The organism is Luteibacter aegosomatis (genome assembly GCF_023078455.1).
Lineage (GTDB): Bacteria > Pseudomonadota > Gammaproteobacteria > Xanthomonadales > Rhodanobacteraceae > Luteibacter > Luteibacter aegosomatis.
On the sequence record NZ_CP095740.1, the window covers coordinates 1,452,836 to 1,479,798 of the forward strand.

At 65.6% G+C, this 26,963-nt stretch carries 25 protein-coding genes and 2 tRNA genes; 20 read left to right on the forward strand and 7 right to left on the reverse strand.

The annotated features are described in order from the left end of the window. Positions 1 to 31: 31 nt before the first annotated feature. From L2Y94_RS06755 to uvrA, 4 genes are all read right to left on the reverse strand, one after another. Positions 32 to 790, reverse strand: a complete 759-nt coding sequence (locus L2Y94_RS06755; RefSeq protein WP_247373918.1) for an enoyl-CoA hydratase/isomerase family protein — start codon at positions 788 to 790, stop codon at positions 32 to 34. A 32-nt stretch (positions 791 to 822) separates the two neighbouring features. Then, entirely contained in the window at positions 823 to 2,274 is a 1,452-nt protein-coding gene (locus tag L2Y94_RS06760) for a DUF4139 domain-containing protein (RefSeq protein WP_247373919.1), read from the reverse strand. A gap of 179 nt (positions 2,275 to 2,453) precedes the next feature. Further along, entirely contained in the window at positions 2,454 to 2,894 is a 441-nt protein-coding gene (locus L2Y94_RS06765; RefSeq protein ID WP_247373920.1) for an acyl-CoA thioesterase, read from the reverse strand. Beyond that, entirely contained in the window at positions 2,891 to 5,809 is a 2,919-nt protein-coding gene (gene uvrA, locus L2Y94_RS06770; protein ID WP_247373922.1) for an excinuclease ABC subunit UvrA, read from the reverse strand. Before uvrA ends, L2Y94_RS06765 begins: the two co-directional genes overlap by 4 nt. A gap of 194 nt (positions 5,810 to 6,003) precedes the next feature. Between uvrA and L2Y94_RS06775 the strand changes: the two genes are divergently transcribed. The 4 genes from L2Y94_RS06775 to cgtA all read left to right on the forward strand — a co-directional run bounded on the left by L2Y94_RS06775 (position 6,004) and on the right by cgtA (position 8,624). After that, entirely contained in the window at positions 6,004 to 6,501 is a 498-nt protein-coding gene (locus L2Y94_RS06775; RefSeq protein WP_247373923.1) for a DUF2059 domain-containing protein, read from the forward strand. Between the two features lie 246 nt (positions 6,502 to 6,747). Beyond that, on the forward strand, positions 6,748 to 7,062 hold the full coding sequence (rplU, locus tag L2Y94_RS06780; protein ID WP_144911165.1) for a 50S ribosomal protein L21: 315 nt from the start codon (positions 6,748 to 6,750) through the stop codon (positions 7,060 to 7,062). A gap of 20 nt (positions 7,063 to 7,082) precedes the next feature. Next, a complete protein-coding gene (rpmA, locus tag L2Y94_RS06785; protein ID WP_144911162.1) occupies positions 7,083 to 7,340 on the forward strand; it encodes a 50S ribosomal protein L27 in 258 nt (85 codons plus the stop codon). A gap of 216 nt (positions 7,341 to 7,556) precedes the next feature. After that, positions 7,557 to 8,624: an Obg family GTPase CgtA gene (gene cgtA / locus L2Y94_RS06790; RefSeq protein WP_247373924.1), complete on the forward strand. Its 1,068-nt coding sequence runs from the start codon at positions 7,557 to 7,559 to the stop codon at positions 8,622 to 8,624. A 210-nt stretch (positions 8,625 to 8,834) separates the two neighbouring features. Here cgtA and rpsT read toward each other — a convergent pair whose 3' ends face one another. Then, entirely contained in the window at positions 8,835 to 9,098 is a 264-nt protein-coding gene (rpsT, locus tag L2Y94_RS06795; protein WP_144911158.1) for a 30S ribosomal protein S20, read from the reverse strand. 201 nt (positions 9,099 to 9,299) lie between these two features. Between rpsT and murJ the strand changes: the two genes are divergently transcribed. From murJ to L2Y94_RS06830, 7 genes are all read left to right on the forward strand, one after another. Next, entirely contained in the window at positions 9,300 to 10,907 is a 1,608-nt protein-coding gene (murJ, locus tag L2Y94_RS06800; protein ID WP_247373925.1) for a murein biosynthesis integral membrane protein MurJ, read from the forward strand. Between the two features lie 99 nt (positions 10,908 to 11,006). Beyond that, entirely contained in the window at positions 11,007 to 11,963 is a 957-nt protein-coding gene (locus tag L2Y94_RS06805) for a bifunctional riboflavin kinase/FAD synthetase (RefSeq protein WP_247373926.1), read from the forward strand. A gap of 40 nt (positions 11,964 to 12,003) precedes the next feature. Further along, the gene (ileS, locus tag L2Y94_RS06810; protein WP_247373927.1) at positions 12,004 to 14,865 is read left to right on the forward strand and encodes an isoleucine--tRNA ligase; all 2,862 of its coding nucleotides are present in this window, start codon (positions 12,004 to 12,006) and stop codon (positions 14,863 to 14,865) included. A gap of 72 nt (positions 14,866 to 14,937) precedes the next feature. Beyond that, on the forward strand, positions 14,938 to 15,438 hold the full coding sequence (lspA, locus tag L2Y94_RS06815) for a signal peptidase II (RefSeq protein ID WP_247373928.1): 501 nt from the start codon (positions 14,938 to 14,940) through the stop codon (positions 15,436 to 15,438). A gap of 182 nt (positions 15,439 to 15,620) precedes the next feature. Continuing rightward, complete coding sequence (gene ispH, locus L2Y94_RS06820) at positions 15,621 to 16,562, forward strand: 4-hydroxy-3-methylbut-2-enyl diphosphate reductase (protein WP_247373929.1); 942 nt, start codon at positions 15,621 to 15,623, stop codon at positions 16,560 to 16,562. Between the two features lie 43 nt (positions 16,563 to 16,605). After that, positions 16,606 to 16,681, forward strand: a tRNA-Thr gene (locus tag L2Y94_RS06825). Between the two features lie 301 nt (positions 16,682 to 16,982). After that, positions 16,983 to 17,438: a carboxymuconolactone decarboxylase family protein gene (locus tag L2Y94_RS06830; RefSeq protein WP_247373931.1), complete on the forward strand. Its 456-nt coding sequence runs from the start codon at positions 16,983 to 16,985 to the stop codon at positions 17,436 to 17,438. A gap of 63 nt (positions 17,439 to 17,501) precedes the next feature. Here L2Y94_RS06830 and L2Y94_RS06835 read toward each other — a convergent pair whose 3' ends face one another. After that, complete coding sequence (locus L2Y94_RS06835; protein ID WP_247373933.1) at positions 17,502 to 17,945, reverse strand: hypothetical protein; 444 nt, start codon at positions 17,943 to 17,945, stop codon at positions 17,502 to 17,504. A 157-nt stretch (positions 17,946 to 18,102) separates the two neighbouring features. Here L2Y94_RS06835 and L2Y94_RS06840 point away from each other — a divergent pair, with 157 nt between their 5' ends. Beyond that, positions 18,103 to 18,666: a GNAT family N-acetyltransferase gene (locus tag L2Y94_RS06840; RefSeq protein WP_247373935.1), complete on the forward strand. Its 564-nt coding sequence runs from the start codon at positions 18,103 to 18,105 to the stop codon at positions 18,664 to 18,666. 114 nt (positions 18,667 to 18,780) lie between these two features. Further along, the gene (locus L2Y94_RS06845; RefSeq protein ID WP_247373936.1) at positions 18,781 to 18,999 is read left to right on the forward strand and encodes a hypothetical protein; all 219 of its coding nucleotides are present in this window, start codon (positions 18,781 to 18,783) and stop codon (positions 18,997 to 18,999) included. Between the two features lie 26 nt (positions 19,000 to 19,025). On the opposite strand, the gene L2Y94_RS06850 is transcribed toward L2Y94_RS06845, so the two are convergent. After that, complete coding sequence (locus tag L2Y94_RS06850; protein WP_247373937.1) at positions 19,026 to 19,286, reverse strand: hypothetical protein; 261 nt, start codon at positions 19,284 to 19,286, stop codon at positions 19,026 to 19,028. 238 nt (positions 19,287 to 19,524) lie between these two features. Between L2Y94_RS06850 and pilV the strand changes: the two genes are divergently transcribed. The 7 genes from pilV (at position 19,525) to L2Y94_RS06890 (ending at position 26,915) form a co-directional block, all read left to right on the forward strand. Further along, complete coding sequence (gene pilV / locus L2Y94_RS06855) at positions 19,525 to 20,064, forward strand: type IV pilus modification protein PilV (protein WP_247373938.1); 540 nt, start codon at positions 19,525 to 19,527, stop codon at positions 20,062 to 20,064. After that, on the forward strand, positions 20,061 to 21,383 hold the full coding sequence (locus L2Y94_RS06860) for a PilW family protein (RefSeq protein ID WP_247373939.1): 1,323 nt from the start codon (positions 20,061 to 20,063) through the stop codon (positions 21,381 to 21,383). The genes pilV and L2Y94_RS06860 overlap by 4 nt, the downstream gene beginning before the upstream one ends. A gap of 103 nt (positions 21,384 to 21,486) precedes the next feature. Beyond that, positions 21,487 to 22,023, forward strand: a complete 537-nt coding sequence (locus L2Y94_RS06865) for a pilus assembly PilX family protein (protein ID WP_247373940.1) — start codon at positions 21,487 to 21,489, stop codon at positions 22,021 to 22,023. 3 nt (positions 22,024 to 22,026) lie between these two features. After that, positions 22,027 to 25,761 carry a pilus assembly protein gene (locus L2Y94_RS06870; protein ID WP_247373941.1) on the forward strand — a complete coding sequence of 1,245 codons (3,735 nt, stop codon included), beginning with the start codon at positions 22,027 to 22,029 and terminating at the stop codon, positions 25,759 to 25,761. Between the two features lie 16 nt (positions 25,762 to 25,777). After that, positions 25,778 to 26,194 (forward strand): type IV pilin protein, encoded by a 417-nt coding sequence (locus L2Y94_RS06880; RefSeq protein WP_283248525.1) that lies wholly within the window; start codon positions 25,778 to 25,780, stop codon positions 26,192 to 26,194. Then, positions 26,194 to 26,793 (forward strand): GspH/FimT family pseudopilin, encoded by a 600-nt coding sequence (locus tag L2Y94_RS06885; RefSeq protein WP_247375159.1) that lies wholly within the window; start codon positions 26,194 to 26,196, stop codon positions 26,791 to 26,793. Before L2Y94_RS06880 ends, L2Y94_RS06885 begins: the two co-directional genes overlap by 1 nt. A gap of 47 nt (positions 26,794 to 26,840) precedes the next feature. After that, positions 26,841 to 26,915, forward strand: a tRNA-Val gene (locus L2Y94_RS06890). Positions 26,916 to 26,963 lie beyond the last annotated feature (48 nt).

The window sequence follows — 26,963 nt, forward strand, 5'->3', positions numbered from 1 at the left end:
AGGGTGGGAGCGGAGCCTGTCCGCGATGCGTCTACCTTGGTGCCTTGAGGCGTGCGACGAGCGCCTTCAGCACGGACTGCGTTTCCTCGCCGAAGAAGTCGTCGATGAAGCCGGGGTCGAGCAGCCCCGACGTATCGCCCCACATTGCCACGAGATCGGCCCGTGCGATGGCGCGGGTGCGAAGCATGGCCTTGGGCGGCAGCTTCAGCATGTCGCCGAGCCAGAGCACGGCGCGCATGACCACCTGCTCCACCGCCGCCAGCTCGTCGACGAGGCCGATGGCGTGGGCCTGCTCGGCATCCACCATCGCCCCGGCCACGAGGAGGCGCTCGGCACGATAGGCGCCGACGATGCGGCGCATGGCGTACTGGATGGGTTCGGGCACCGAAATGCCGACCTGCACCTCGTTGAGGCCGATCTTGTATACACCGTGCGCCATGATGCGGTAATCGCAGAACAGCGACAGCACGGCGCCGCCGGCCGGGCTGTGACCGGTGATGGCGGCGACCGTCGGTATCGGTGAAGCAGCCACCGCACCGCACATGGCGAAGAACGCGTTCCAGAACTCGGCCACTCCGGCCCGGTCGCGCTGGATCAGGGCGGGTACGTCCACGCCGGCCGAGAACATGCCCTGCGCACCGGAAATCACGATGCCCCGTGCGCCGTTGGCGGGCGCGTTTTCCACGGCCTCGCGCAATGCGGTCACCAGGGCCATGTCCATGGCGTTCACCGGGGCGCGGGCCAGGCGGATTTCGTGGATGTCGCCGTCGTGGAGAAGGATGTCGAGCATGGGCGTGTCCCGGATGGTGAAGGTGAGGCCGCTTACTGCGGAAGATCGGTGGCGGCCCAGGTATAGCGTACGGCGTAATCGAGCGTGGCCGTGCCGTGGGCGGGCACATCGATCTTGAACTCCAGTCCGTCGGGCGTGTTCTTCGTCGGCTTGACCGACGACGAGGTGAGCGTCCAGGCGCGCCAGCGGTTCGGATGCTCACGCACCGTGACGGTGCGGCTCGCGTCGCTCGCGTTGTTGAGCGTGATGCGCGTGCCCTCGTCGATCCGATGGTCGGCGACGCTCGCCGCGAACGACGTCTGCTCGCGCGTGGCGGTGAGGTCGAACGCGTTACCGAGCGTGACGGTGGCTTCCTTGTTCTTCGGCATATCGTCGAGTCGGCCCTCGCCGAGCAGTTCGGCGTTGCCGTCGCGGTCGGCGGTGAGTACGCGCACGTAACCCGCGGGCAGGCTGTCGAAGGCCTTGAAGCGCACCGTGGACACGATGGGCGTGCTGGGCGGCATGCCGATGTCGCGCTCGAGGCGGGGTGGCGAGTTGTAGTAACGCATCTGCGTGTCGTACACCGCTTCGCGCTCGCAATCGATGGTGCGGCGATCGTACAGCGGGGTCTGGGTGACGCTCCCGTCCGGAAGGTCCACCGCGGCGGGCAGGGTGTAGGTGCGCAGGTCACCGAGCGTGGCCTGCTCGGGCATGGCGTCCATGTTCGCGGCCATCGGCGCGGCGGCGACCATGCCCTTGAACATGCGTGGCTGCGGCGCGGATTTCGCCCGGTTGGCGTCCCCGGCGATGAGCTTCAGGGACACGTCCTTCCAGTCACGGCCGCTACGATTGGCGATGCTGGCCGAGGCATCGAAATCCATGCGGCAGGTGTTGCCCGGCGCGATCGTCGCCACGTAGGCGCCGCGCCACCCGAGGCCGGAGGTGGGGTAGTCGAGCTGTGCGGTGGTGCGGCCGGCCGACGCGCCCGCGACGCGAACCTGCAGCGTCGAGCCGCGTGCGATGTCGGCGGAACCGGACAGGCGCAGGGCGGCGTAGTCCTTCACCAGGCTCGTGGCGCCGCCGGCGTCGCGGATCACGAGCGGATCGCCGCCGTGCACCAGCGTACCGCTGGCGATGGGCTGGCCGGTCGTGCCGACCACGGTCACGTCTTTCCCGGTGAGGCCGGAAATGGCCGCATCGAAACCCTGGCCCAGCATCAGGCGCTGCGACACCACGCGCGCGCCCTTGCCGGGAAAGCGCAGGCTCAGCGCCTCGCTGTCGAGCGCGGAGGGAAGGCCGTCGATGGAGAGGTCCTGCGTGCCGCCCTTGAGGTCGAACGCGCGGCGCTCGTGGACCACGGCATAACCGTCACCGGATACGGCCCGGCCGTCGGTGGCGAAGAGCTGGTCGTTGTCGGCACGATAGAGGGTGAGCGTGCTGCGCTCATCGGCGGCGACGGGAAGGGCGATGCCGAGGGCGATCGCCAGTGCGAGGGTGCGACGCATGTAAGTCTCTCCTTGTATGCCCGTGCGGGGATCATACCGGGGAGACATGAATGGAGGATTGTCGCGAGTCCCATCGCGGACAGGGTCCGCTCCCACCCGTCGGTAGTAACCATCCTACCGGCGGGCGGGTGCGGACCCTGCCCGCGCACGCTACGCAGCGGTGAACCAAGCAGGCTTTATCAGCCCTTTTCCGCTTCCGCCACGGCATCGCGAATCACCTGCGGCACCGGCACCGGCCGCCCGCTCTTGGTGTCGATCCACACCATCGTGACGCTGCCGTCGGCATGCACGCGGGTGGCGTCGTTCGAATCGACGATCCGGTGGCCGACCGTCATCGAGCTGGTGCCCAGGCGATTCACGTAGAGCTCCACCTGCACGTCGGCGGGCCATTCGATGGGCAGGCGATAGTTGATCTCGCTATGCGCCATCACCGGCGCGGCGGCCGGGCTGTACCACTGCTCGGGAAGCTGCATCAGCCACTTGAGGCGCGCTTCCTGGAGGTAGACCAGGTAGTTCGCGTTGTTGACATGGTTGTAGGCGTCGAGATCCTGCCAGCGCACGTCCATCGGCGTGATGAAGACGGGGATCGGTGCGGGCGTGGTCGAGGCTTCGGTGCTCATGCGGTCCTTTTCTTCTTCGCGGTCTTCTTGGCCGGAGCGGCCTTGGTGGTCGCCTTCTTCGTCGGCGCGGGCTTCGCGACGACGGGTTTGGCGGGCTTCAGGTGCGGCAGCAGGAACCGGCCGGTGTGCGACGCCTTCGTGGCGGCCACCGTTTCCGGCGTGCCGCTGACGAGGATCCGGCCGCCGCCGGCACCTCCCTCGGGACCGAGATCGACCAGCCAGTCGGCGGTCTTGATCACGTCGAGGTTGTGCTCGATCACCACCACCGTGTTGCCGTGCTCGACGAGCTTGTGCAGCACGTCGAGCAGTTGCTCGATGTCGTGGAAGTGCAGGCCGGTGGTGGGCTCGTCGAGGATATAGAGCGTGCTGCCCGTGTCGCGCTTGGACAGCTCCTTGGACAGCTTCACGCGCTGCGCCTCGCCGCCGGACAGCGTGGTGGCGCTCTGTCCGAGCTTGATGTAATCGAGGCCGACCGCGCGCAGGGTTTCGAGCTTGCGCGCGATCACCGGCACGTTCTCGAACAGTTTGAACGCGTCTTCCACCGTCATGTCGAGCACGTCGGCGATGGTGTGGCCCTTGTAGAGCACCTCGAGCGTTTCGCGGTTGTAGCGCTTGCCGTGGCAGACGTCGCACGGCACGTACACGTCGGGGAGGAAGTGCATTTCCACCTTGATCATGCCGTCGCCTTCGCAGGCTTCGCACCGTCCGCCACGCACGTTGAAGCTGAAGCGGCCCGGCGTGTAGCCGCGCGAACGCGCCTCGGGCACCTGGGCGTAGAGTTCGCGCAGCGGCGTGAACAGGCCGGTATAGGTGGCCGGATTGGAGCGTGGCGTGCGGCCGATCGGCGACTGGTCGATGTCCACCACCTTGTCGAAGAGGTTCAGGCCCTCGATCGATTCGTACGGTGCGGGCTGCTCGCTGGCGCCGTTGAGCTCCATCGCGGCGATGCGATAGAACGTGTCGTTGATCAGCGTGGACTTGCCCGAGCCGGACACCCCCGTGACGCACGTGAACGTGCCGATCGGCACGCGGAGGTCGACGTCCTTGAGGTTGTTGCCGGTGGCGCCCTTCAGTTCCAGCCACTGGCCGTCGCGTGCCTCGCGGCGTTTCGCCGGCACTTCGATGCCGCGCTCGCCGGTGAGGTATTTGGCGGTGACCGAGCGCGGCGATTTCAGCACCTCGGCCAGCGTGCCCTCGGCGACGATATCGCCGCCATGCACGCCGGCGCCCGGACCGATGTCGAGGATGTGGTCGGCCGCGCGGATGGCGTCCTCGTCGTGTTCCACCACGATCACGGTGTTGCCCAGGTCGCGCAGGCGGGTGAGCGTGCCCAGCAGGCGCTCGTTGTCGCGCTGGTGCAGGCCGATGGAGGGCTCGTCCAGCACGTACATCACGCCGACGAGGCCCGCACCGATCTGGCTGGCGAGTCGGATGCGCTGCGCCTCCCCACCCGACAGGGAGTCGGCCTGGCGATCGAGGGTGAGGTAGTTCAGGCCCACGTCGTTGAGGAACGTTAGGCGCTCTCGGATTTCCTTGACGATCTTCACCGCGATCTCGCCACGCCAGCCGGCGAGCTTGAGCTTGGCGAAGAAATCGAGCGCCGCGTCGATGGCGAGCGAGGTGAGTTCGGGAATCGCCTTGTCGGCCACGAAGACGTTGCGCGCCGAGGGATTCAGGCGCTGGCCGCCGCAGTCGGGGCAGGGATGGTCGGAGATATAGCGCGCCAGTTCTTCGCGCACGGCCGCCGATTCGGTCTCGCGGTAGCGACGCTCGAGGTTGGGCAGGATGCCTTCGAACTTGTGCTCGCGGGTGACCTTGCCGCCCCGGTCGGTGAGGTAGCGGAAGGGGATGACCTCCTTGCCCGATCCGTTGAGCACGGCGTTCTGCGCCGACTTCGGCAACTGGCGCCACGGTGTCTCCGGATCGAAGCCGTAGTGCTTCGCCAGCGAGACGATCATCTGGTAGTAGTACGCGTTGCGACGATCCCAGCCGCGGATCGCACCGCCGGCAAGGCTCAGTTCCGGATGGCCGACCACGCGCGCGGGGTCGAACACCTGGGTGACGCCTAGGCCGTCGCAGGTGGGGCAGGCGCCGACCGGCGAGTTGAACGAGAACAGGCGCGGCTCCAGCTCCGGCAGCGAGTAGTCGCACAACGGGCACGAATAGCGCGACGAGAACAACTGCTCCGGCGCCTTCGCGTCGTCCATGTCCACCAGCACGACGATGCCGTCGCCCAGTCGCAGGGCGGTCTCGAAGGATTCGGCCAGGCGTTGCTTGATGTCGTCGCGCGGGCGGAAGCGGTCGATCACCGCCTCGATGGTGTGTTTCTGGCGCAGCGTGAGGGGCGGCACGGCGTCGAGGTCGTAGACCTCGCCGTCGACGCGGGCGCGCACGAAGCCTTGCGCGCGCAACTGCTCGAACACCTGTACGTGCTCGCCCTTGCGCTCGCGGATCACCGGCGCCAGGAGCATCCAGCGCTTGTCGGCGTCGAGCGCCATGGCCGTGTCCACCATCTGGCTCACGGTCTGAGCCTCGAGCGGCGTGCCGTGGTTCGGACAGCGCGGCGTGCCGACGCGCGCGTAGAGCAGGCGCAGGTAGTCGTACACCTCGGTGATCGTGCCGACGGTGGAGCGGGGGTTATGGGACGTCGACTTCTGCTCGATCGAGATGGCCGGGGAAAGGCCTTCGATGGTGTCCACGTCCGGCTTTTCCATCATCGAGAGGAACTGCCGGGCATAGGCCGACAGCGACTCGACGTAGCGACGCTGACCTTCGGCATAGATGGTGTCGAAGGCCAGCGAGGATTTGCCGGACCCGGACAGCCCCGTGATGACGATGAGCTTGTCACGCGGGAGGTCGAGGTCGATGTTCTTGAGATTGTGCGTGCGGGCGCCGCGGATGCGAATGCTGTCCATGTGCCGACGTATGTTGGGGAAGACGACGACTATACCAAGGGTGTAAAGCCCCCCCGTCACCTCGGCTTTTGCCCGGTCTTCACAAGTTCTTTGCCGAGGGCGCCGATCTGGCCGGGGATTACCCCTGGATGTCCGCCCCCGCTACCATGGCGGCGCCCCGGGGAGGGGCACCATTCCACTACGAGGATATATCCATGCGTAAACGGACAGCGGTTGCGGCAGGCCTCCTGCTGGCGGTGTGCACGGGACAGGCCATGGCGGCGCAGCCGAGCGAGCAGCAGGTGCGCAAGCTGATGGAAGTCGTGGGCATGGGACGGATGCTGAGCCAGATGAACAGCCAGATGGCGGGCGTGATGCAGACGGCGCTGCCCTGCGTGCCGGCCAGCTACTGGCAGGGCTTCGTCGACCAGAACGCCACCAACCAGCTGATCGGGCGCATGGTGCCGGTTTACCAGAAGCACTTCACCGACAAGGAAATCGACGAACTGCTCAAGTTCTACAGCACTCCCACCGGCCAGAAGGTGATCCGCGAGATGCCGGCGACCATGGCCGAGGGCATGCAGATCGGCAAGACCTGGGGCCAGGAGCGCGGGCAGCAGATGATCAAGCAGTTGCAGGGGCAGGGCACGCTGAACGCCCAGGGCCAGTGCCCGGCCACGGGCGGCACGGCCAAGCCGGCGCCCGGCAAGTAACGGCACCCCTCGGGCGCCTCGCAGGCACCGGCGCACGCCGGTGCCTGCGGCCGGACGTCCGCCCTCGCGTGAGCGTCGTCGTGGTGTCGCGTTCGTAAGTGGTTGATTTGATTGGTCCATGTGATCCGGGTCATCTTGTAGTCGACCCTTAACCACCTGATTGACCTCACCTTTCCCCTCCCGCTATAATTCGCGGTTCGTAACACCCGCAACACCCAAGAAGAACTACATAATCAGGAAACCACCATGAGCTACGCAGTCATCAAGACCGGTGGCAAGCAGTACCGCGTGATGCAGGGCGAAGTCCTGCGCGTCGAGCTGCTCCCCGCCGAAGTCGATGCCACCTTCACGTTCGATGAGGTCCTCCTCGTCGGCGAAGGCGAGTCGATCACCGTCGGCGCCCCGCTGGTCGCCGGTGCCACCGTCAGCGCGAAGATCCGCGCCCACGGCCGCGCCGACAAGATCCGCATCGTCAAGTTCCGTCGTCGCAAGCACTACAAGCGCACGCAGGGACATCGTCAGCACTACACCGAAATCGAGATCACGGGCATCAACGCCTGAGTCGCCGGAGGATATGAGTCATGGCACATAAAAAAGGCGTAGGTTCCAGCCGCAACGGTCGCGATTCGAACCCGAAGTACCTCGGCGTGAAGATCTACGGCGGTCAGGCTGTCGAAGCCGGTAACATCATCGTTCGTCAGCGTGGCACCAAGTTCCACGCTGGCGTGGGCGTCGGCCTCGGCCGCGACCACACCCTGTTCGCCCTGGTCGACGGCACCGTGTCGTTCAAGACCCGCGGCGAGAAGGGCCGCAAGTTCGTCGACGTCGTCCAGGCGTAAGCCTCCCCCGACGCGATAGCGAAGGCCCCGCCCCATGGCGGGGCTTTTCGTTTTTGCATGAACAGTGAAAAGTAAGCCGTGAACAGGGGCGGTGATCCATGCCGTCATCTGCCGGTGTCATTCCTGGGATGGGCTGCGGCTCACGTTTCGCCGCTCGCGGCCCATGGCTCACTGTTCACTCTTCACTGCTCACTGTTCACGCCCATAGGTTGCCCCATGAAATTCGTCGATGAAGCCCAGATTCGAGTCCACGCCGGCGACGGCGGCAACGGCTGCGTGAGCTTCCGTCGCGAAAAGTTCATCCCGTTCGGTGGTCCCGACGGCGGCGACGGCGGCGACGGCGGTTCGGTCTGGCTGGTGGCCGACGAAGGCCTCAACACCCTGGTCGACTTCCGTCACCAGCGCTCGTTCAAGGCGCAGCGCGGGCAGGGCGGCATGGGTAGCCAGATGTATGGCAAGGGCGGTGAGGACACTGAGGTACGCGTGCCGGTCGGTACCGTGGTGACCAACGTCGACACCGACGAAGTCATCGGCGACCTCACCTCGCACGGCCAGCGCCTCAAGGTGGCGCAGGGTGGCCGGGGCGGCCTGGGCAACATCCACTTCAAGAGCTCGGTGAACCGTGCGCCGCGCAAGGCGACCCCGGGTACGCCTGGGGACGTTCGCGACCTCAAGCTCGAGCTTCGCCTGCTGGCCGACGTGGGTCTGCTGGGCTTTCCCAACGCGGGCAAGAGCACCTTCATCCGTGCCGTGTCGGCGGCGACGCCGCGCGTGGCGGACTATCCGTTCACCACGCTGCACCCGAATTTGGGTGTGGTGCGCGTGGGTACCGACCAGAGCTTCGTCATCGCCGACATCCCCGGCATCATCGAGGGGGCGGCGGAAGGGGCGGGGCTGGGCATCCAGTTCCTCCGTCACGTGTCGCGTACCAGCCTGCTGCTGCATGTGGTCGATATCCAGCCCATCGACGGCTCCGACCCGGTGGAGCAGGTGCGTACCATCGAGAGCGAGCTGGAGCGCTTCGACGATGAACTCGTCGAGCGTCCGCGCTGGCTGGTGATCAATAAGTCCGATGTCTTCTCCGACGAGGAGGAGCTTCAGGCGGCTGCCGCGGATATCGTGGCCCGGCTGGACTGGAAGGCGCCGTGGTTCCTGGTTTCGGCGGCCGGGCAGGTCGGTACCTGGGACGTCTGCCTCAAGGTGCAGCAGTTCTTCGACGCCGAGCGCGCGGCAATGCGCGAGCGTACCGATGCGGTGGACGACGTTCGCATGCGCGGGGAGTGATGGGCTTGCCGCAAGGCCTATCGCGGACAGGGTCCGCTCCCACCCTCCGGTAGCACCTGCTCTGCCGGGAAAGGCCCGGGCAGTTCTCTCAGTGTTCCTACCGAAGGGTGGGAGCGGACCCTGTCCGCGATTCCTGCGAAGCGGCGACTTCAGGCAACAAAAAAGCCGGCTTGCGCCGGCTTTTTTGCTTCAGCGATGTCGCGCAGGCGATCAGGCCAGGTCGCGGATCTTCGCGTTCAGGCGGCTCTTGTGGCGAGCGGCCTTGTTCTTGTGGATCAGGCCGCGGGCGGCGTAGCGGTCCATGACCGGCACGGCGACGGCATAGGCCGTGACGGCCGCTGCCTTATCCTTGGCGTCGATCGCCTTGACGACCTTCTTCAGTGCGGAACGCACCATGGAACGCGCGCTGACGTTGCGCAGCCGGCGCTGCTCCGACTGACGCGCACGCTTCTTCGCGGACTTGATGTTGGCCAAGGTAAAGCTCCAGTGTTCGGTGGGTTTTAAAAAAGACACCCATTGTGGAGCCAAAACGAGGCTGCGTCAATAGGTTAGGGGCCGCGTGAACGACCCCTCGGGTGGAGGGCGCGACGCGCCCCGAAAAAACCAGAGGCGAGACTGTCCGCTGCCAGCCCGGCTTTGTCAAACTAGCGGTTTACCCCGGTACCCACGGCACGGATGAAAACCCCCAGCCTCCTTCGCGGCATGCTGTCCTTCAGCGGCATGACCATGGTCTCCCGCGTGCTCGGCCTGGTCCGCGACATGGCGATCAATGCCTCGTTCGGTGCCAATGCCGCCACCGACGCCTTCTGGGTCGCCTTCCGCATTCCCAATTTCATGCGCCGATTGTTCGCGGAGGGTTCGTTCTCCACGGCCTTCGTGCCCGTGTTCACCGAGGTGAAGGAGACGCGCCCCCATGGCGACCTCAAGGCGCTGATGGCCCGTACCTCGGGAACCCTGGGCGGTGTGCTGCTGCTGGTCGTGGCGATCGGCATCCTTTTCGCACCCCAGGTCACCGCGTTGTTCTCCCCGGGCGCGGTGGATACGCCGGAGAAATTCGACCTCACGGTCAACCTCCTGCGCCTGACCTTTCCCTTCCTGCTCTTCGTGTCGCTCACCGCCCTGTGCGGTGGCGCGCTGAACAGCTTCCACCGATTCGGCCTGCCGGCGCTGACGCCGGTGATCCTCAACCTGTGCATGATCGCCGGCGCGCTGTGGCTGGCGCCGAAGCTGCATACGCCGATCATGGCGATGGGCTGGGCGATCCTCGTCGCGGGCGTGCTGCAGTTGCTCTTCCAGCTTCCGGCGCTGCGCCAGCTCGACCTGCTGGCCCTCCCGCGCTGGGGCTGGAGCTCCCCCGACGTGCGCCGGATCATGGGCCTGATGGTGCCGACGCTGTTCGGCTCGTCGGTGGCGCAGATCAACCTGCTGCTCGACACCATCATCGCCTCGCTGCTGATCGCCGGTTCGCAGAGCTGGCTGTCGCAGGCCGACCGCTTCCTCGAGTTGCCGCTGGGCGTGTTCGGCGTGGCCCTCGGCACGGTGATCCTGCCCTCGCTGTCGCGCCACCACGTGGCCACCGACAAGGACGGCTTCTCCAGGGCGCTCGACTGGGGCCTGCGCACCACGCTGCTGATCGCCGTGCCGGCGATGTTCGCGCTGATGATCCTCTCCGTGCCGCTGGTGGCGACGATCTTCCAGCATGGGCGCTTCACGGCCTTCGACACGAAGATGGCGTCGATGTCGATCTCGGCGTTGAGCTTCGGATTGCCGGCCTTCGCCCTGGTGAAGGTGGTGCTGCCCGCCTTCTACGCCCGCAAGGATACGAAGACGCCGGTGCGCGCGGGCGTCGCCTCGCTGGTGTTCAACATGGTCTTCAACGTGATCTTCCTGGCCTTGCTGTTTTTCCTCTGGGCCTCCCCCGAGCAGAAGGCCGGTTCGTGGTTCGAGGCCCTTTCCGCCATCCCTGGCCTGCACATGGCGCTGGGCATGGCCAGCGCACTGGCCAGCTACCTCAATCTCGCGCTGCTCTGGCGCTGGCTGGGCAAGGCGGGGGTCTACACCCCCCAGCCGGGCTGGAGCCGCCACCTGGTCCGCCTCGGCGCGGCCTGCGCCGCCATGGTGATCGTGCTCCTCGCGGGCCTGCACGTGTGGCCGGAATGGAGCGACGTCGAGAAGTGGGAGCGGGTCTGGCGCCTGGCCGTGCTGGTCGGCGCCGGCGGCGGGGCCTACCTGGCGGCGCTGTTCGCCATGGGGTTCCGGCTGCGCGACCTGCGCGCGCGATGAGCCCGCGATGACGGCACGTACGCCGCATTGTGCGGCGCAATGGGGCCGCTATACTGGCCCGATGGCTTTTATTCCGCATCGATCCCAGGACGCCCGCGCATGACCCTGCGACTCCATCGCGACGTCGACGGCCCCTGCCTCGCGCCCGAAGGCAGCATCGTCGCGATCGGCGCGTTCGACGGGCTTCACCTGGGGCACCAGGCGATCCTCGCCGAGGTGCGCCGTCGGGCCGGGGAGCGTGGCCTCGCGCCCGCCGTGATCACCTTCGAGCCGTTGCCGCGCGCCTATTTCTCCGCCGAGCCGGTGCCCCGCCTTTCGGGCATGCGCGAAAAGGCCGAGGGCATGGGCGCGGCGGGCATCCGCGAACTGCTCTCCCTGCGCTTCGACAAGGCGCTGACCGAGATGGGGGCCGAGGATTTCGTCCGCCGCGTGATCGTCGGCCGAATGGCCGCCCGCGAGGTGTGGGTGGGCGAGGATTTCCGCTTCGGCCATCGCCGCGGCGGCGATTTCGCGCTGCTGGCGCGCATGGGTACCGAGCTGGGCTTTACCGCTCATGCGGTCGCGCCCGTGGTCGTGGACGGCGAGCGCGTGTCCTCGTCGCGAGTGCGCGCGTTGCTCGCGGAAAGCCGCTTCGCCGACGCCGCCACGCTCCTGGGGCGCCCCTTCGTGATCGACGGGCACGTCGAGCACGGCCAGCAGCTCGGCCGCACGCTGGGCTACCCCACGGCCAACGTGCACCTTCGCGAGCGGGTGAGCCCCATCCAGGGCATTTTCGCCGTACGCATCGGTATCGGCGACGGTCCATGCAGTTGGCCCGGCGTGGCCAGCCTCGGGTTCCGGCCCACGGTGAACGAAGTGCGCGAACCCTTGCTCGAAGCCCACCTGTTCGATTTCTCCGGCGATCTCTACGGCCAGCGCATCGGCGTGGAATTCGTGCGGAAGCTCAGGGACGAAGCGAAGTTCGACGATCTCGACGCCCTCACGGTGCAGATGCGCCAGGACGAGATCGACGCGCGGCAGGCCCTTGGGATGAACCCCATTCTTGTCAATGCATGAGGCGCCTCGCGCCTTTTCGAGAAACCCACGGTTGCCAGCGATGACCCAGGACTACAAGCACACCATCAATCTGCCGCAGACCGCGTTCCCCATGCGCGGCGACCTGCCCAAGCGCGAGCCGGAATGGCTGGCCGGGTGGGAGCGCGTGGGCCGCTATGCGCAGATCCAGGAGAAGACCGCCGGCCGCGACAAGGTGTTCGTGCTGCACGACGGCCCCCCGTACGCCAACGGCGTCATCCACCTCGGCCACGCGGTCAACAAGGTGCTGAAGGACGTCGTGGTCAAGTCCAAGCTGATGGCCGGCTACCGCGCGCCCTACGTGCCGGGCTGGGACTGCCACGGCCTGCCCATCGAAATCGCCATCGAGAAGAAGTTCGGCAAGGCGGGCGACAAGCTCGATGCCGCCGCGTTCCGGCAGAAGTGCCGCGAATACGCGCTGGCGCAGATCGACCTGCAGCGCACCGACTTCAAGCGCCTGGGCGTGCTCGGCGACTGGGAAAAGCCGTATCGCACCCTCGATTTCACCTATGAGGCAGACATGATCCGCGCGCTCGCGCGCATCGTGGCCAACGGTCACGTGGTGCGCGGCGCCAAGCCGGTCTACTGGTGCTTCGATTGCGGTTCGGCGCTGGCCGAGGCCGAGATCGAATACGCCGAGCGCACCTCGCCGGCCGTCGACGTGGCTTACGACGCCGTCTATCCGAAGGACATCGGCGTCGACTTCGGGGTGGACGTCGGCGACGCCATCGTGGCCGTGCCCATCTGGACCACCACGCCGTGGACGTTGCCCTCCAGCCAGGCCGTGTCGCTCGGCGGCGACATCGAGTACGCGCTGGTCGAAGGGCCGTCGCGCGACGGCCGTCGCGTGCTGCTGGTGATCGCTTCGGCGCTCGCCGAGAAGGCGCTCGCCCGTTATGGCGTCGAGTCGGTGAACGTGCTCGGCCGCGTGCAGGGTGCCGTGCTCGAGAACAAGCCGCTGCGCCACCCCTTCTACGACAAGCAGGTGCCGTTGATCCTCGGCGACCACGTGTCGGCCGACGACGGCACCGGTGCCGTGCACACGTCGCCCGATCATGGCGCGGAAGACTTCGCCGTGGGCCTCCATTACGGTATCGGCACGCTCAACTACGTGGACGGCCGCGGCGTCTACCGTCCCGAGGTGCCGTTCGTGGCGCCGGATACCGCGCTCGCCGGACAGCACATCTGGAAGGCCAACGACGTCATCGTCGATCTGCTGCGCTCGCGCGGCGTGCTGCTGGCCTTCGCCAAGCTCACCCACAGCTACCCGCATTGCTGGCGCCACAAGACCCCGGTCATCTACCGCGCCACGCCGCAATGGTTCATCGGCATGGAACAGGCCGACCTGCGCCGCACCGCGCTCAGCTCGATCAAGAGCGTGCGCTGGGTGCCGGGTTGGGGCGAAGAGCGCATCGCGGGCATGGTCGACGGGCGTCCCGACTGGTGCATCTCGCGCCAGCGCACCTGGGGCGTGCCCATCACGCTGTTCGTCGACAAGGTCACCCACGAGCCGCATCCGGACTCCGTCGCGCTGATGGAGAAGGTGGCGCAGAAGGTGGCGCACGAGGGCATCGATGCGTGGTTCGCGCTCGATGCGCGCGAGCTGATCGGCGACGACGCCGATCGCTACGAAAAGGTGACCGACGTGCTCGACGTCTGGTTCGACTCCGGCGTGAGCCACTTCGCCGTGATCGGCGCGCGTCCCGAATTGCAAGCCGGCGACGCCTCCGAATACAAGGTGATGTACCTGGAGGGTTCCGACCAGCATCGCGGCTGGTTCCAGTCGTCGCTGCTCACCTCGGCCGCTATCCACGGACGTGCGCCGTACGACCACGTGCTCACCCACGGTTTCACCGTGGACGCGCAGGGCCGCAAGATGTCCAAGTCGCTGGGCAACGGCATCGAGCCCCAGGAAATCATGAAAACCCTGGGCGCCGACATCCTGCGCCTGTGGATCTGCTCGACCGACTATCGCAACGAGATGGCGCTGTCGGACGAGATCCTGAAGCGCGTGACGGACACCTATCGCCGCGTGCGCAACACGGCGCGCTTCCTGCTGGGCAACCTCGACGGGTTCGACCCCGACAAGCACCTGCTCGCCACCGAGGCTTGCGTCGAACTCGACCGCTGGGCCGTGCAGCAGGCGGCCGACGTGCAGGCGGCGATCGTCGCGGCCTACGAGCGCTACGACTTCCCCGAGATCGTGCAGCGCGTGCAGAACTTCTGCACCAACGAACTGGGCGCGCTGTATCTCGACGTCACGAAGGATCGCCTCTACACGATGCCGACCGACAGCCGCGGTCGCCGCAGCGCGCAGAGCGCGATGTATCGCATCGTGGAGGCGATGGTGCGCTGGATCGCGCCGATCATGAGCTTTACGGCCGAGGAGATCTGGCAGCAGTTGCCCGGGACGCGCGGTGAATCGGTGCTGTTCGAGACCTTCTACGAAGGGCTCGACGTACGCCAGGATGCGGACGCCCGCGCCTGGTGGAGCAACCTGCTGGCGATTCGCGATACCGCGTCCCGCGTGCTCGAGGGCATGCGCAAGGCCGGCCAGATCGGCGCGTCGCTCGACGCCACGCTGACCGTCCATGCGGATCTCCCCACGCAGACGGCGCTGGCCGAGTCGGCGAGCGAGTTGCGGTTCTTCTTCATCACTTCCGACGTGGTACTGGCCCCGCTCGACGGCCGCCCGGCGTCGGCGGAGCGCGTGGAGGTCGACGGTGCCGAGGTTTACGTCTCGGCCAGCGTCAACGAGGACGCCAAGTGCGTCCGTTGCTGGCACCACCGCCCGGATGTCGGCGTCGATCCCGCCCATCCGGAGATCTGTGGCCGCTGCGTCGAGAACGTGGTGGGGCAGGGCGAAGACCGCCGCTGGTTCTGATCGGCGACGACCACCCGTGGCCCGTGCCGCCCGAGCGGCGCGGGCCGACTCCACCTTCGATGGCCTGACCGAATGACCGTACGCCCCAAACCCAATGCATTGTCCTGGCTATGGCTCGCCGCCGCCATGATCGTGCTCGACCAGCTCACCAAGTGGTGGGCGCTGACGGCCCTGCAGCCCCCCGAAACCCCGCATCCGGTGATCCCGGGCCTGCTCAACTGGACGCTCACCTTCAATACCGGTGCCGCGTTCAGCTTCCTGGCCGACAGTGCCGGTTGGCAGCGTTGGTTCTTCGCGCTGCTGGCGGTGGGCATCAGCGCCACGCTCAGCGTCTGGCTCGCCCGTACCCCGCGAGGCGACTGGCGCACGGCCTTGCCGCTGGCCCTCATCGTCGGTGGTGCCCTGGGCAATCTCATCGATCGCCTGCACGCGGCCAAGGTGACCGATTTCATCCAGGTGTTCATCGGCAGCTACCCGTTTCCCGTCTTCAACGTGGCCGATTCGGCCATCAGCGTGGGGGCGGTGGCGCTGATCGTGTTCAGCCTGTTTTCCGGTTCGCAGAAGTCGCCCTGATGGCTCCGTAGCGATCGCGGACAGGGGGCCGCTCCCACCCTTCGGTAGGAACGCTGCTACCGGAGGGTGGGAGCGGAACCTGTCCGCGATGGGCCTTGCGGCACCCGGCAGGCGTTGCCCAACCATGCGATAATCGTGCGGCAACCCATCTAGCGGCCCCGCGAGGCCGCCACGAGGCTTCCTTGGACATCCTCCTCGCCAATCCCCGCGGCTTCTGTGCCGGTGTCGACCGCGCCATCGCCATCGTCGATCGCGCGCTCGAGTCGTACGGCGCGCCGATCTACGTGCGCCATGAGGTCGTGCACAACCGCTACGTGGTCGAGCGCCTGCGCGCCGACGGTGCCGTGTTCGTCGAGGAACTCGACGAGGTACCCGACGGCTCCACGGTGATCTTCAGCGCCCACGGCGTGCCCAAGTCCGTGCGCGAGGAGGCCGACCGGCGCCGTCTCAACGTGTTCGATGCCACGTGTCCCCTGGTCACCAAGGTGCATATGGAGGTGGCCCGCCTGGGCCGCGCCGGTTACGACGTGATCCTGATCGGCCACGACGGCCATCCCGAGGTGGAAGGCACCATGGGGCAGTGGAATCCCGCCAATCCGGGCAACATCTACCTCGTCGAATCGGTGGAAGACGTCGCCGCGTTGACGCCCTCGCAGCCGGGCAAGCTCGCCTTCGTCACCCAGACCACGCTGTCGGTGGACGACACCATCGCCATCATCAAGGCGCTGCGCACGAAATTCGACGCCATCGAAGGGCCGCGCAAGGACGACATCTGCTACGCCACGCAGAACCGCCAGGACGCCGTGCGCCGTCTCGCCGAAGCGGTGGATTTGGTGCTCGTGGTCGGCTCCGTCAACAGTTCCAACTCCAACCGCCTGCGCGAACTGGCCGAGAAGCAGGGCGTCACCGCCCATCTCATCGACGGCGCCGAGCACATCGAAAAGGCCTGGATCGACGGCAAGGCCCGTATCGGCGTCACCGCCGGCGCCTCCGCGCCCGAGAAGCTCGTGCAGGAGGTCATCGCCCGCCTGCAGTCCTGGGGCGCCGGCACGGTACGCGAGCTGGACGGCGAAGCCGAGAACATCACCTTCGCCCTCCCCAAGGAGCTGCGCCTGGCGAGCTGAAGGCTTGCGCCCGGGCTCCGGCTTACCTACAATTCCGCCTCTCGCCGGAATAGCTCAGTTGGTAGAGCGCGTCATTCGTAATGATGAGGTCGTAGGTTCGATTCCTATTTCCGGCACCAGATACCCCGTCGAGGGCCGTCCACACGAGCCCATGAGATGCATCCAAACCCGCTGAAAAGCGGGTTTTTTTGTGCCCGCGCATCCATGCCCGTCCACAGGCATCCATCGCGATGCGCGATGACGGCCGCGCGTGGCCGCCGCCGTTCGCATGCCGCGCCGAGGGCGCAGGGCCCGCCGCTCACGCGCGGTGCCTTGTGCTACCCGCTGCGTCCCTGTCACAAAAGCGGGCCGTGGATCGTCAAGGTTGGGGTCGGTCGGCATGCGGCCGGACGACGGCTCTCTTTGAACAGGACCTGGAAGATGAATCGCGCTAACTGGTTTACCGTTTCCCCCGACGGTGCTAAGGCATTGGGTGGGCTGCATCACTTCGTGACCACGGGCACGGCGCTGCCGCCCAAGCTGATCCACCTGGTGTTTCTCCGCGTATCGCAGATCAATGGATGCGCGCACTGCATCGACATCCACACCCGGGACCTCATCAAGGCGGGTATGTCGATGGAAACCGTTGTGCTCGTTCCCGTCTGGCACGAGGCCGCCTATCTGTTCACGGATCGGGAGCGCGCGGCGCTGGCGTGGGCCGAAGAGGTGACGCGCGTCGGGGAAACGCATGCTTCCGACGCGGCTTACGCCGCAGCGGCGGAAGCCTTCTCCGAGAAGGACCTGGTTGACCTGACCCTGACCGTCGCGGCGATGAACGCCATCAACCGCATGGGCGTCAGCTTCCGCCTGAAACCCCGCGCCAAAGCAGACAACTGATCGTCCAGGTTCAGCTCGCTCGCCTTGCGGGTGGGGGCCGGGAACATGGGCTTGGCCGTCGACTTACGCTGCCAGCCGGGCATTCGCGCCGAGGTAGCGCAAGCCGATCGAGAGGGCCATGTCGTAACCCGCCATGGCGTTGCCTGGCACCACGACGCTGACCAGCGACGGATGTCCGGGAACCAGTGTCGACGCATCCGACTGGTCGCTGCCGTCGTGGATTTCGATATAGGGCACGTCGAGCGAGGCGAGTGCGTGGCGCAGTGGCGCCACGTCGCTTTCGGGAATCTCGGCGGCGTCGACGTCCAGAAGCACGAGGTCCGCGCGGTCGACCGGCGAGCGATCGAGATGGCCGGTCAATTCCACGAAATCCTGGCAGGGCCGCCAGAGCAGGTCGACACCGGCGGCCTGAGCCCTTTCCCACAGTTTCCACATGGCATCGTCGGCGAGCGGGGTGGTGGAGGAAGTGGCGTCGTGACGCGGACCGGTGATGACGACGATCGACATCGCAGCAACTCGTGGGGAAGGGACGCCAGTATCCCGGAGGCTCCCGTAAAAAAGCTGCACGCCCCGGGCGCTTTTCGGGTAACGACGGCGTAAACATTCGCGAGCGTGTGCAGCGGTGTCCGGTGGTGCTAATTTGCCCGCTTTCCAAGGAGGTCACATGGAGCCGCAAGACACCACCATCACCACGACCCGGCTTCGCCTGGATCGTCTCGTCCCCGCCGATGCCGCCCAGCTGTTTGCCTACCGTGGCGACGATGCCGTGGCCCGCTACCAAGGATGGCGTCCGGTGGACGAGGCCGAGGCCGTGCGTTTCATCGACGACCAATCCAAGCTGGTGTTCCACACCCCGGATAGCTGGGCGCAGCTGGCGATCCGCGATCGTTCGACCGGGGAGCTGCTGGGCGACCTCGGCGTGCATTTCCCGGCGGACAAGCAGTCGCCCATCGAATTCGGGATATCGCTTCGCCCGGATCGCCAAGGGAAGGGTTATGCCCGCGAGGCCATGGGCGCCTTGCTCGACCTGGCGTTCAAGGACTGGGGGTATCGCCGCACCGTCGGCTCGGTGGATCCACGCAACGTGGCGAGCATCGCCTTGCTGGAGTCACTGGGTTATCGCCGTGAAGCGCATCACGTGGAAGCCTATTTTTTCCGTGGCGAGTGGGTGGACGACGTGATCTACGCAATGCTCGATCGGGAGTGGCGTTCCACCGCAACGCGGTGAGGCGATCTTCGCGACGTGCCTGGAGTGCGTCGATTCGGCAGTCGGCCACGGTTTGCACGTCGCCTTCATCGCGGGGGTGCCACATATGCCGGTCGGCCCCTGCGACGGTGAGCGATGAGCGAGCGCTACCTGAAAATCTACGTCGTGCATCCACCCGAACCCGGCGCGGAGTGGGCCGTGCGCGTCGATGCCGAGAAGCCGGTCCGCTTTGCCGCCGAAAATCAGGCGCTGGCCTATGCCTTGAAACAGGCTCGGGCCAGGCACCGGCCGGGGCTGACGGTGGATCTGAGGGTGGAAGACGACCACGGCCGCTGGCGGTCGATGACTCTTTGACGGGAGGGATGCATGTACTCGCGGACTCAGGCTGCCGCGGCCAAGCGCGCCAGGGCACCCGCCTTGGGCGGCGAAAGATGGCCCAGGGGAGCGTCGGGAATGAAGCGCCAGTCGCCGAGGCGCCGGGGAACCCAGTGCGGCGTGGACTCACGCAGCCCGCGGATCGCGTCTTCCGGCGTCTCGTAACGGCCTACTTCCTGCGCACCTTGCAGGGCGCGCCAGCGGTGGCCGTGGCGAACGATTCGGAACGGAACTTCGGCGGCGGTATAAACGTATTGCGCGATCACGGTACGACTCTCCTTTCAAGCCCGGGAATTCTGGCCGGGACTCCGTGACCGCTGTGTTATCCCGGCACTACCCTGGCGTGTCGGCGTTCAGCGTCGTGTACGGGGCGACAAAACTGACGAGCGCCTAGCCGCTCGTCGGAATAATCCGACCGTATGTCGGCCGTGGCTCCGCCGCGGTCCCGCGCTCGGTTAAATTCCAGCCTGTAGGACCATAGGCGGGGGAATCAGGGTGAATTGCATGTCATCGCCGCGCGCGCAGCGGGGCGTATCGCTCATCGAAGTGCTCATGGCCGTGCTGATCTTCACGATCGGCCTGATCGGCCTGGGTGGCCTTCTGATCACTGCTACGCGGGCCAACACCACGGCCTACGTGCGCACGCAGGTGACCTTCCTCGCCAACAGCATGGCCGACCGCATGCGGGCCAATCCCATGGGGCTGTGGAAAAACAGCTACGACAGCGATAACTATCCCATCTCCGGCACGGCGCCGGCCTGCGACGCGGCGACCGGCTGCGCCCCCGGCGACGTCGCCCTTCGCGACCAGATCCTGTGGAGCCAGCAATTGCAGGCGACGCTGCCTGCCCTGGGCAAGACATCGATCAAGTGTGTCAAGGCATCCGGCTTCGACCCGACGGCGCAATATGGGCTCCGTCCGCCATATAGCGGTACCTGCACGATGTCGATCACCTGGGCCGAGCGCGGCGTGGCCATCGGTGGGGGCGACGACAACACCGGCTCCAACAACCTTCAGTCCTTTACCTGGGTATTCGAGCCATGAGCCAGCCACGCATTGTCCATCGCCAGCGTGGCGTCACCCTGGTCGAACTGATGGTGGCGATGGTACTTGGACTCATCGTAGCCGGCGGAATCGTCACGCTGTTCCTGTCGACCTCCTCGAGCAACCGGGCGCAGACCCAGATGGCCCGCTTGCAGGAAGAAGGGCGCTACGCCATCACCCGCATCAGCGCCGATCTGAAGATGGCTGGGGCTCAGTACTGCAACAGCACCGGAGGCATCGCCACCGCCGGCTCGTCCGGCGTCTCGCTGGACGGGCTGCGCGCGCCTCGCGTGCTGGCCAATAACCTGACCTTCCCCCAGAACACGACGCCGTGGGGCGGCTCATATCCGGCCAAGCCCACGGCCAGCTATTACCTGCCGTCGTTCTTCTTCATGCGAGGGTTCCAGTGCACCAAGACGGCGTGCACGCCGAGCAGTCCGCCGACGGCGGCGAACGGGGTTCCCGCGATGGGTACGGCGGTCGGTTCGCGAGTCGTCGGTGCGGCCGTCCTGCAGTTGCGTTACATCGATTCCGGTCGTGGCTGGGCCATTGGCGGCGCCAGCCAGATCGTCGCGAACAATGACGGAACGATCGCCAATATCGCCATATCCAAGCGACCGGAAGAGCCCGATCTCACGGGCATCAATTCCGCCGGCGAAATGATGATGCTGGCCGATTGCTCCTCCTCGCAGATATTCCAGACCACGGGCAATCCGACCTTCGTCCCCGCTGGCAGCACGGTGAACTTCGAGCAGCCGAAAGCCCTGAAACCGCAATCGGCACCGAAGCTGTTTCGCGTGAGCACCGACTTCCGCACCGTCACCTACTTCCTGCAGGTGGTCAGCGACGACGGTACCGCCACGGGAACCAAGACAGGTGCGTTGATGCGTTGCGACAGCACCGTCGGCAGCACGTGCCAGGAACTGGTCCGTGGTGTGGAGCGGCTGGACTTCAACTACGGCGTGGAGGACCAGAACGGTTTCCTGCACTACCTTTCGGCAGCCGACGTCGATTCCCGTGCGGGCTCCACCATTCCCTGCCCGGCGGGCGCGAAGGATTCCACGTCCACCGACATGGGCTGCCTATGGCGTGCCCTGAAAACGGTGGAGGTGAACATCCTGATGGATGGGCAGGCGCCACTTTATACGTTGCAGGCCCCCGACCTGGTCTACGCCTATTCGCCTGAGGGCAACTCGACGCCGAAGGCGCCGGACGCACGCGGTGCGAATGGCATTTCGCCGTCCGACCAGGGTTTCGCCTTGCCGATGCTTCGCCGCCAGTTCAGCACGGTGGTGATGATGCGTAACTACAACCCGTAACGCGGGAGACGATGCCATGAACCGAAATCCTCCTCTCCTTCGATATGTCCAAGCCAAGACGCAGCGTGGCGTGGTCCTCGTCACCGCTTTGATTTTTCTGCTGTTGATTACGATCCTCGCGGTCAGCGCATCGGGTACCTCGCTGCTCCAGCAGAAATTGGCGGGCGGCCTGCGCAACGCGCAGCTGGCCGAATGGAGCGCGGAATCGGCCCTGCGCGGCGCGGAATGGCGCCTTTGGACGGCCAGCTCGGATACTTCCACGCGCATGATCTGCGGCACGAGCAGCCTTGCCACGTGCTACCCGTATTCGCCGGACCCCGTCGCCGCGGTGAAGAATTTCCGTAACTCGTCGGGCTGGGTCGTCGAAGGCGCCGTCGAGTACAAGCCGGTCAACTTCAAGGACGTTTCCTCCGACAAGACGTTCGCGCTGAAGAACAACCCCTACTACATCATCGAAGACATGGGTATCGAGACGCCGCAGGGGGCGGGGCAGCAGGCGGAATCGGGGGCTACCGGCGCCAGGGGTGCGGGATACACCGCCGTCGTCCGGCATATCTACCGGATCACCGCCCGTGGCATGGGCAACAACGACAACGCGATTCGCGTCTTCGAAACCACTTTTGCGGCCAAGGCCAACTGAACCATGAAAGTCCTTTCCACCTATTCACGGATCGGTACCGGCCTCGTGGCGATGGTGTTGTGCCTGGTCGGCGGCTCGTCCGTCCCCACGCAGGCTCAGACCGCCTCCAAGTACTACACGGTGGATCTCAGCACCGCAACGCCGGATCTCACCGTGGCGGTTTCGCCGAACATCGCCGTCACGTTCGACGATTCGGGATCGATGGGTTCCACCGCGTTGCCGGACACGCTCGATAATACGCAGGGTTCGCGCTACTACTATTCGTCGACGACGAACTCGCAGTACTTCAATCCGTCGATCACCTACACGCCGCCCCTGACGGCCGACGGCACCTCGCGCTTTCCCGATGCCTCATACACCAACGCCTGGCGCGACGGCATCTGCGCCAACACCACGGCGACCAATTGCAGTGGCACCAAGGACCTGTCGCAGGACTTCAACGACGATTTCGGCAACAACACCTCGTCGGGCCGGGCAGCTTCCAGCGGAGCGCAGTTTTCCATCCCCAACTACGCCAACGGGGGCGTGAATCCCAGCAGGGGCAACAACGGCTCCGTGGGTACGAGCGGCGGGTTCTATTGGACTTGCCCCACGGTGAATTCCGACAACGGGTGCACGATCACCGTCATCAATAATGCCGACGCGGCGACCAAGAAGAACTTCGCCAACTGGTATTCCTACTACCGCACGCGCAACCTGATGACGCGATCGGCGATAGCCAACGTCTTCGGCGGGCTGGGAAGCAGCATCCGCGTCGTGTTCCAGAACCTGAACGACAATAATTACAAGTTGCCCGCGACGACGACGTTCAGCGCATTTACCGGCACGGCCCGATCGTCGTTCTTCACATGGCTATACCAGGTGAGCAACAGCGGCGGTACCCCGACCCGCGTAGCCATCGACAGGGTGGGCAAGATATTCATGTCCGGCAAGGGAGTGAAGAATTCCACCAATCCTTATTGGGAACCGAACGTCGGTCCGGATTCGGCCGGGTTGGAATTGAGCTGCCGCCTGAACTACAGCCTGCTTGTGACCGACGGTTATTGGAACGGGGATGATCCCGGCATCAAGACGCCGACCACGCGTAGCGCGGTGACGCTGCCGGACGGCGTTTCCTACACGGGAACCAACAGCGACAAGACCACGGTCATCTACTCCAACGTGCCCACCGCCAGTTATTCCTCCTTATCCGACCTGGCGTTTTACTACTGGGCGACCAACCTGCGTCCAGATTTCACCGCCAACGGCAAGGCGAAGCTGGACGTGCCGCCTTCCTACGTCGACTACACCGACCAGAACAATCAGCCGGTCAACTGGGACGGCACGGGGACGGCGCCGCGGTCGCTCTACTTCAATCCGAAGAACGATCCGGCCACGTGGCCGCACGTGGTCCAATACATGATCGCCCTGGGCATCAATGGCTCGCTGGCGTTTCCTGGCGACTACAACGACCTGCGCAGCGGCGTCAAGTCATGGCCCATGCCGACGGGCACGGGTAACGGTGACCTGACCGACATCGACGACACCTGGCATGCCGCGATCAACAGTCGTGGTCAGTACTTCAGCGCGCGCGATCCCGCGGCGCTTTCCAGTGCGCTCAACCAGTTGCTCAGCCGCATCATCGCGCGGACCACGTCGACCGTGGCGGGCGCCTTGAGCAGTACGGTATTGACGGGAAACGGCGTGACGTACCAGACCGGTTTCGATAGTTCGAACTACAGCGGCTCGTTGGTGGCAAACGTGGTCGACACGCTCGGCAATATCGGCAGGCAGTTGTGGAGTGCGGGTGAGTTGTTGACCGCGCGCGCGAAAGTCGGCGATACCCGTGTCATCATCACCAGTTCCGCGCCTGCGGCGGGTCAGGGAACGGCATTCCGTTGGGCGAACATCGGTAGTGCGCTGAAGGCGGCCACCACGGCGACGGACGGTACGACCCCGTTCGACGACAGCAACAAGAGCACGCTCGGGCCGGACAAGCTGGCTTACCTTCGTGGCGATTCGAGCAAGGAGGGCACCAATTTCCGTCGCCGTACGTCGACCCTGGGTGCGATCATCAATTCGCAGTCGGTCTACGTGTCATTCCCCGCCAGCGGCTACAGCGACAGTTTCCCGACGGGCGCGCCCGAGGCCGAGCTCGGCAACGACGGTACGCTCAAGTACAGCTACGAAAAGTTCGTGACGGATCATGCCAACCGTGCGCCGACGATCTACGTGGGTGCCAACGACGGCATGCTGCATGCGTTCGACGCCACGACGAGTTCGACCCCTGCGGGCTCGGTGGACGTGACCCCGTCCCCCGGAGCGGAGCGTTGGGCTTATGTTCCCTATACGGTGTTCGACAAGCTCGACTACCTGACGCCGAAGTCGGATTTCACATTCATCCCCACGGTGGATGCCACGCCCGTGTACCGCGATGTCTTCTTCAGCTCGGGTACGAAGGGCTGGCACAGCATCCTCGTGGGAGGCCTTCGCCTGGGCGGCCGCGGCGTTTACGCGCTCGACATCACTGACGCTTCGGCCAGTGAGGCCAACGCGGGAAGCAAGGTGCTATGGGAGTTCAACAACAAGACCACGCAGGGCGGCAATGCGGTAGGAGCGAACCTCGGCTACACGTATGGTCGCCCCAACATCGGTCGCCTGGCGAATGGGAAGTGGGTGGTACTGGTGCCCTCGGGTTACTTCCCGAGCAACACTTCCAGCGCACCGTATAACAAGTACGACAAGGATGCGGCATCCCAGCGCACGCAGAGCTCGCTGTTCGTGCTCGATGCGCAGACGGGGGCGGTACTGAAGGAACTCGTCACCCCCAAGACGGTGTCGGGCATCAGCGGCAACGTGGTGAGCTACGGGCTGACCTCGCCGGTGCTTGGCGACTACAACAGCGACCAGATCGACGACGTGGCATTCGCTGGCGACCTGAACGGAAATCTCTGGCGATTCGATCTATCCGACGCGGATCCCAACAAGTGGTCGGTGTCGCTTGCGTTCTATTCGTCCAGCCAGGGAACGCGGCCCATCACGGTCATGCCCCGCCTGTTCGCGGATCCGACGTCCCAGTTCTTCATGGTGGTGTTCGGCACGGGCAAGTACTTGGGCGGTTCGGACAATACGGCCGACAATTCGTCGGGAGTGCAGTATGTTTACGGCATTCGCGATCGTGGGCCGGGCAACACCTCCCCGGTCATCGAGGGCACGACGCCGATGATCGAGCAGACGATGACCGAGTCCAACGACATTCGCGGCCTGACGAACAATGCCGTGGGCATTGCCGATGCCAACGGTAAGGCCATCGGCGGTTGGTTCATCAAGTTGTTCACGGGAACGGCAAGCAACCAGACCAACAAGGGTGAGCGCGTGGTGGTGGACGCGACCGCGCTGTTCGACAGCGGCCGCGCCATCATCGCGACCCTCATTCCTGGGAGCAGCGATCCGTGCTCGCCCGTTCGAAAGGGCGCCGTTCTCGTGGTCGACGCCGCAACCGGCGGCGCGGCCAGTGGCGTCAATTTCGGTAGCGCGACCCTGGGGTCGGGATATTCCCAGGCAGGCATCCGCGTAAGTAATGTACCGGTGACGGGTGGCCTTCCCGCCGCGACGGGATTGGGCGGCGGGAGCATCGCCATCCCGGGCCTCACCACCGGCGACGGAAGCGGTAACACCAACAACAATAAGGCGCTGCCATCCCTGGGCGATGCGGTCTGGCGTCGCCGCTCCTGGCGGGAGTTGAACAATGCCTATTAAGCCGAGGACTGAACGCATGCGCCGCTCCCGTGTCCCGGGTTTCACCCTCATCGAGCTGATGATCGTGGTGGCGGTGATCGCCGTGCTGACGATGATCGCCTTGCCCTCGTACACCCGATACACGTTCAGGGCACGTCGTGCCGAAGGACAGGAACTGCTGCTCCGCGTGGCGACGGCGCAGGAGCGTTATTACTCGACTTACAACACCTATGCGGGGAGCGTCACCTCGGATCTGAAGTTCTCCACCGACACGAGCGCCAACGGGTATTACCAGGTCTCCGTAGCTTCATCGGGTGGCTCGTTGGCGAGCGGCTACGTTCTCACCGCCACGGCGAAGCTGTCCCAGGCCGGCGACGCCTGCAAGAACCTCACGCTCGATTCCAACGGCACGAAGTCGCAGACGGGCACGACGACCAACGGGCGGTGCTGGTGATGGGCCGCCGGCGGATCGCGGCGGGGTTCTCCGTCCTCGAACTGATGATGACGGTCATGATCATGGCGGCATTGCTCGCCATCGCCGTTCCCGCCTGGCGGACCGTCGTGCGCCGCAACTACGTCAGCACCACGGTCAACAATCTCGTCGCCGACATGCAATACGCCCGTTCGGAAGCCGCCAGCCGACACCAGTTCGTATCGATCTGCCGCAGCGTCAGCGGCACCGGGTGCGACGTCGGCGGAGTGAACTACGACGCCGGGTATATCGTTTACGTCTATAACGCCGCCGCCAACGGTGCCAACCAGTCCTTCGGCGCGGTATCGGGCCTGACCCTGCTGCGCCGGGTGCCGGCCCTGCCGGATGTCTCCATCCAGGCGACCGACGGCAACGTCATCACCTTCGGGCAGACGGGTTCGCCGATCGCCAACGGGTCGCGGACAGCGCTCACCATGGTGGTGTGCGCGCGAAGCAAGAGTGGGGCGACCGACGTTGGCCAGAATACGACCACCACGCCGGGCGCGCGGATCTCCCTCGGGGTATCGGGCTCGATTGCCAGCTCGAAGCTGGCGGCTGGTGCGGCTTGCACGGCCAGCTAAGCCATGTTGACGGCCTCCTTTTCCATCCATATAATGGCGCGCTCGATGGGCGGTTAGCTCAGCGGTAGAGCACTGCCTTCACACGGCAGGTGTCACAAGTTCGATCCTTGTACCGCCCACCATCGAATTAGCCCTTGTTTCAAGGGGCCAAAAGGGGAATCTTTCGGGGT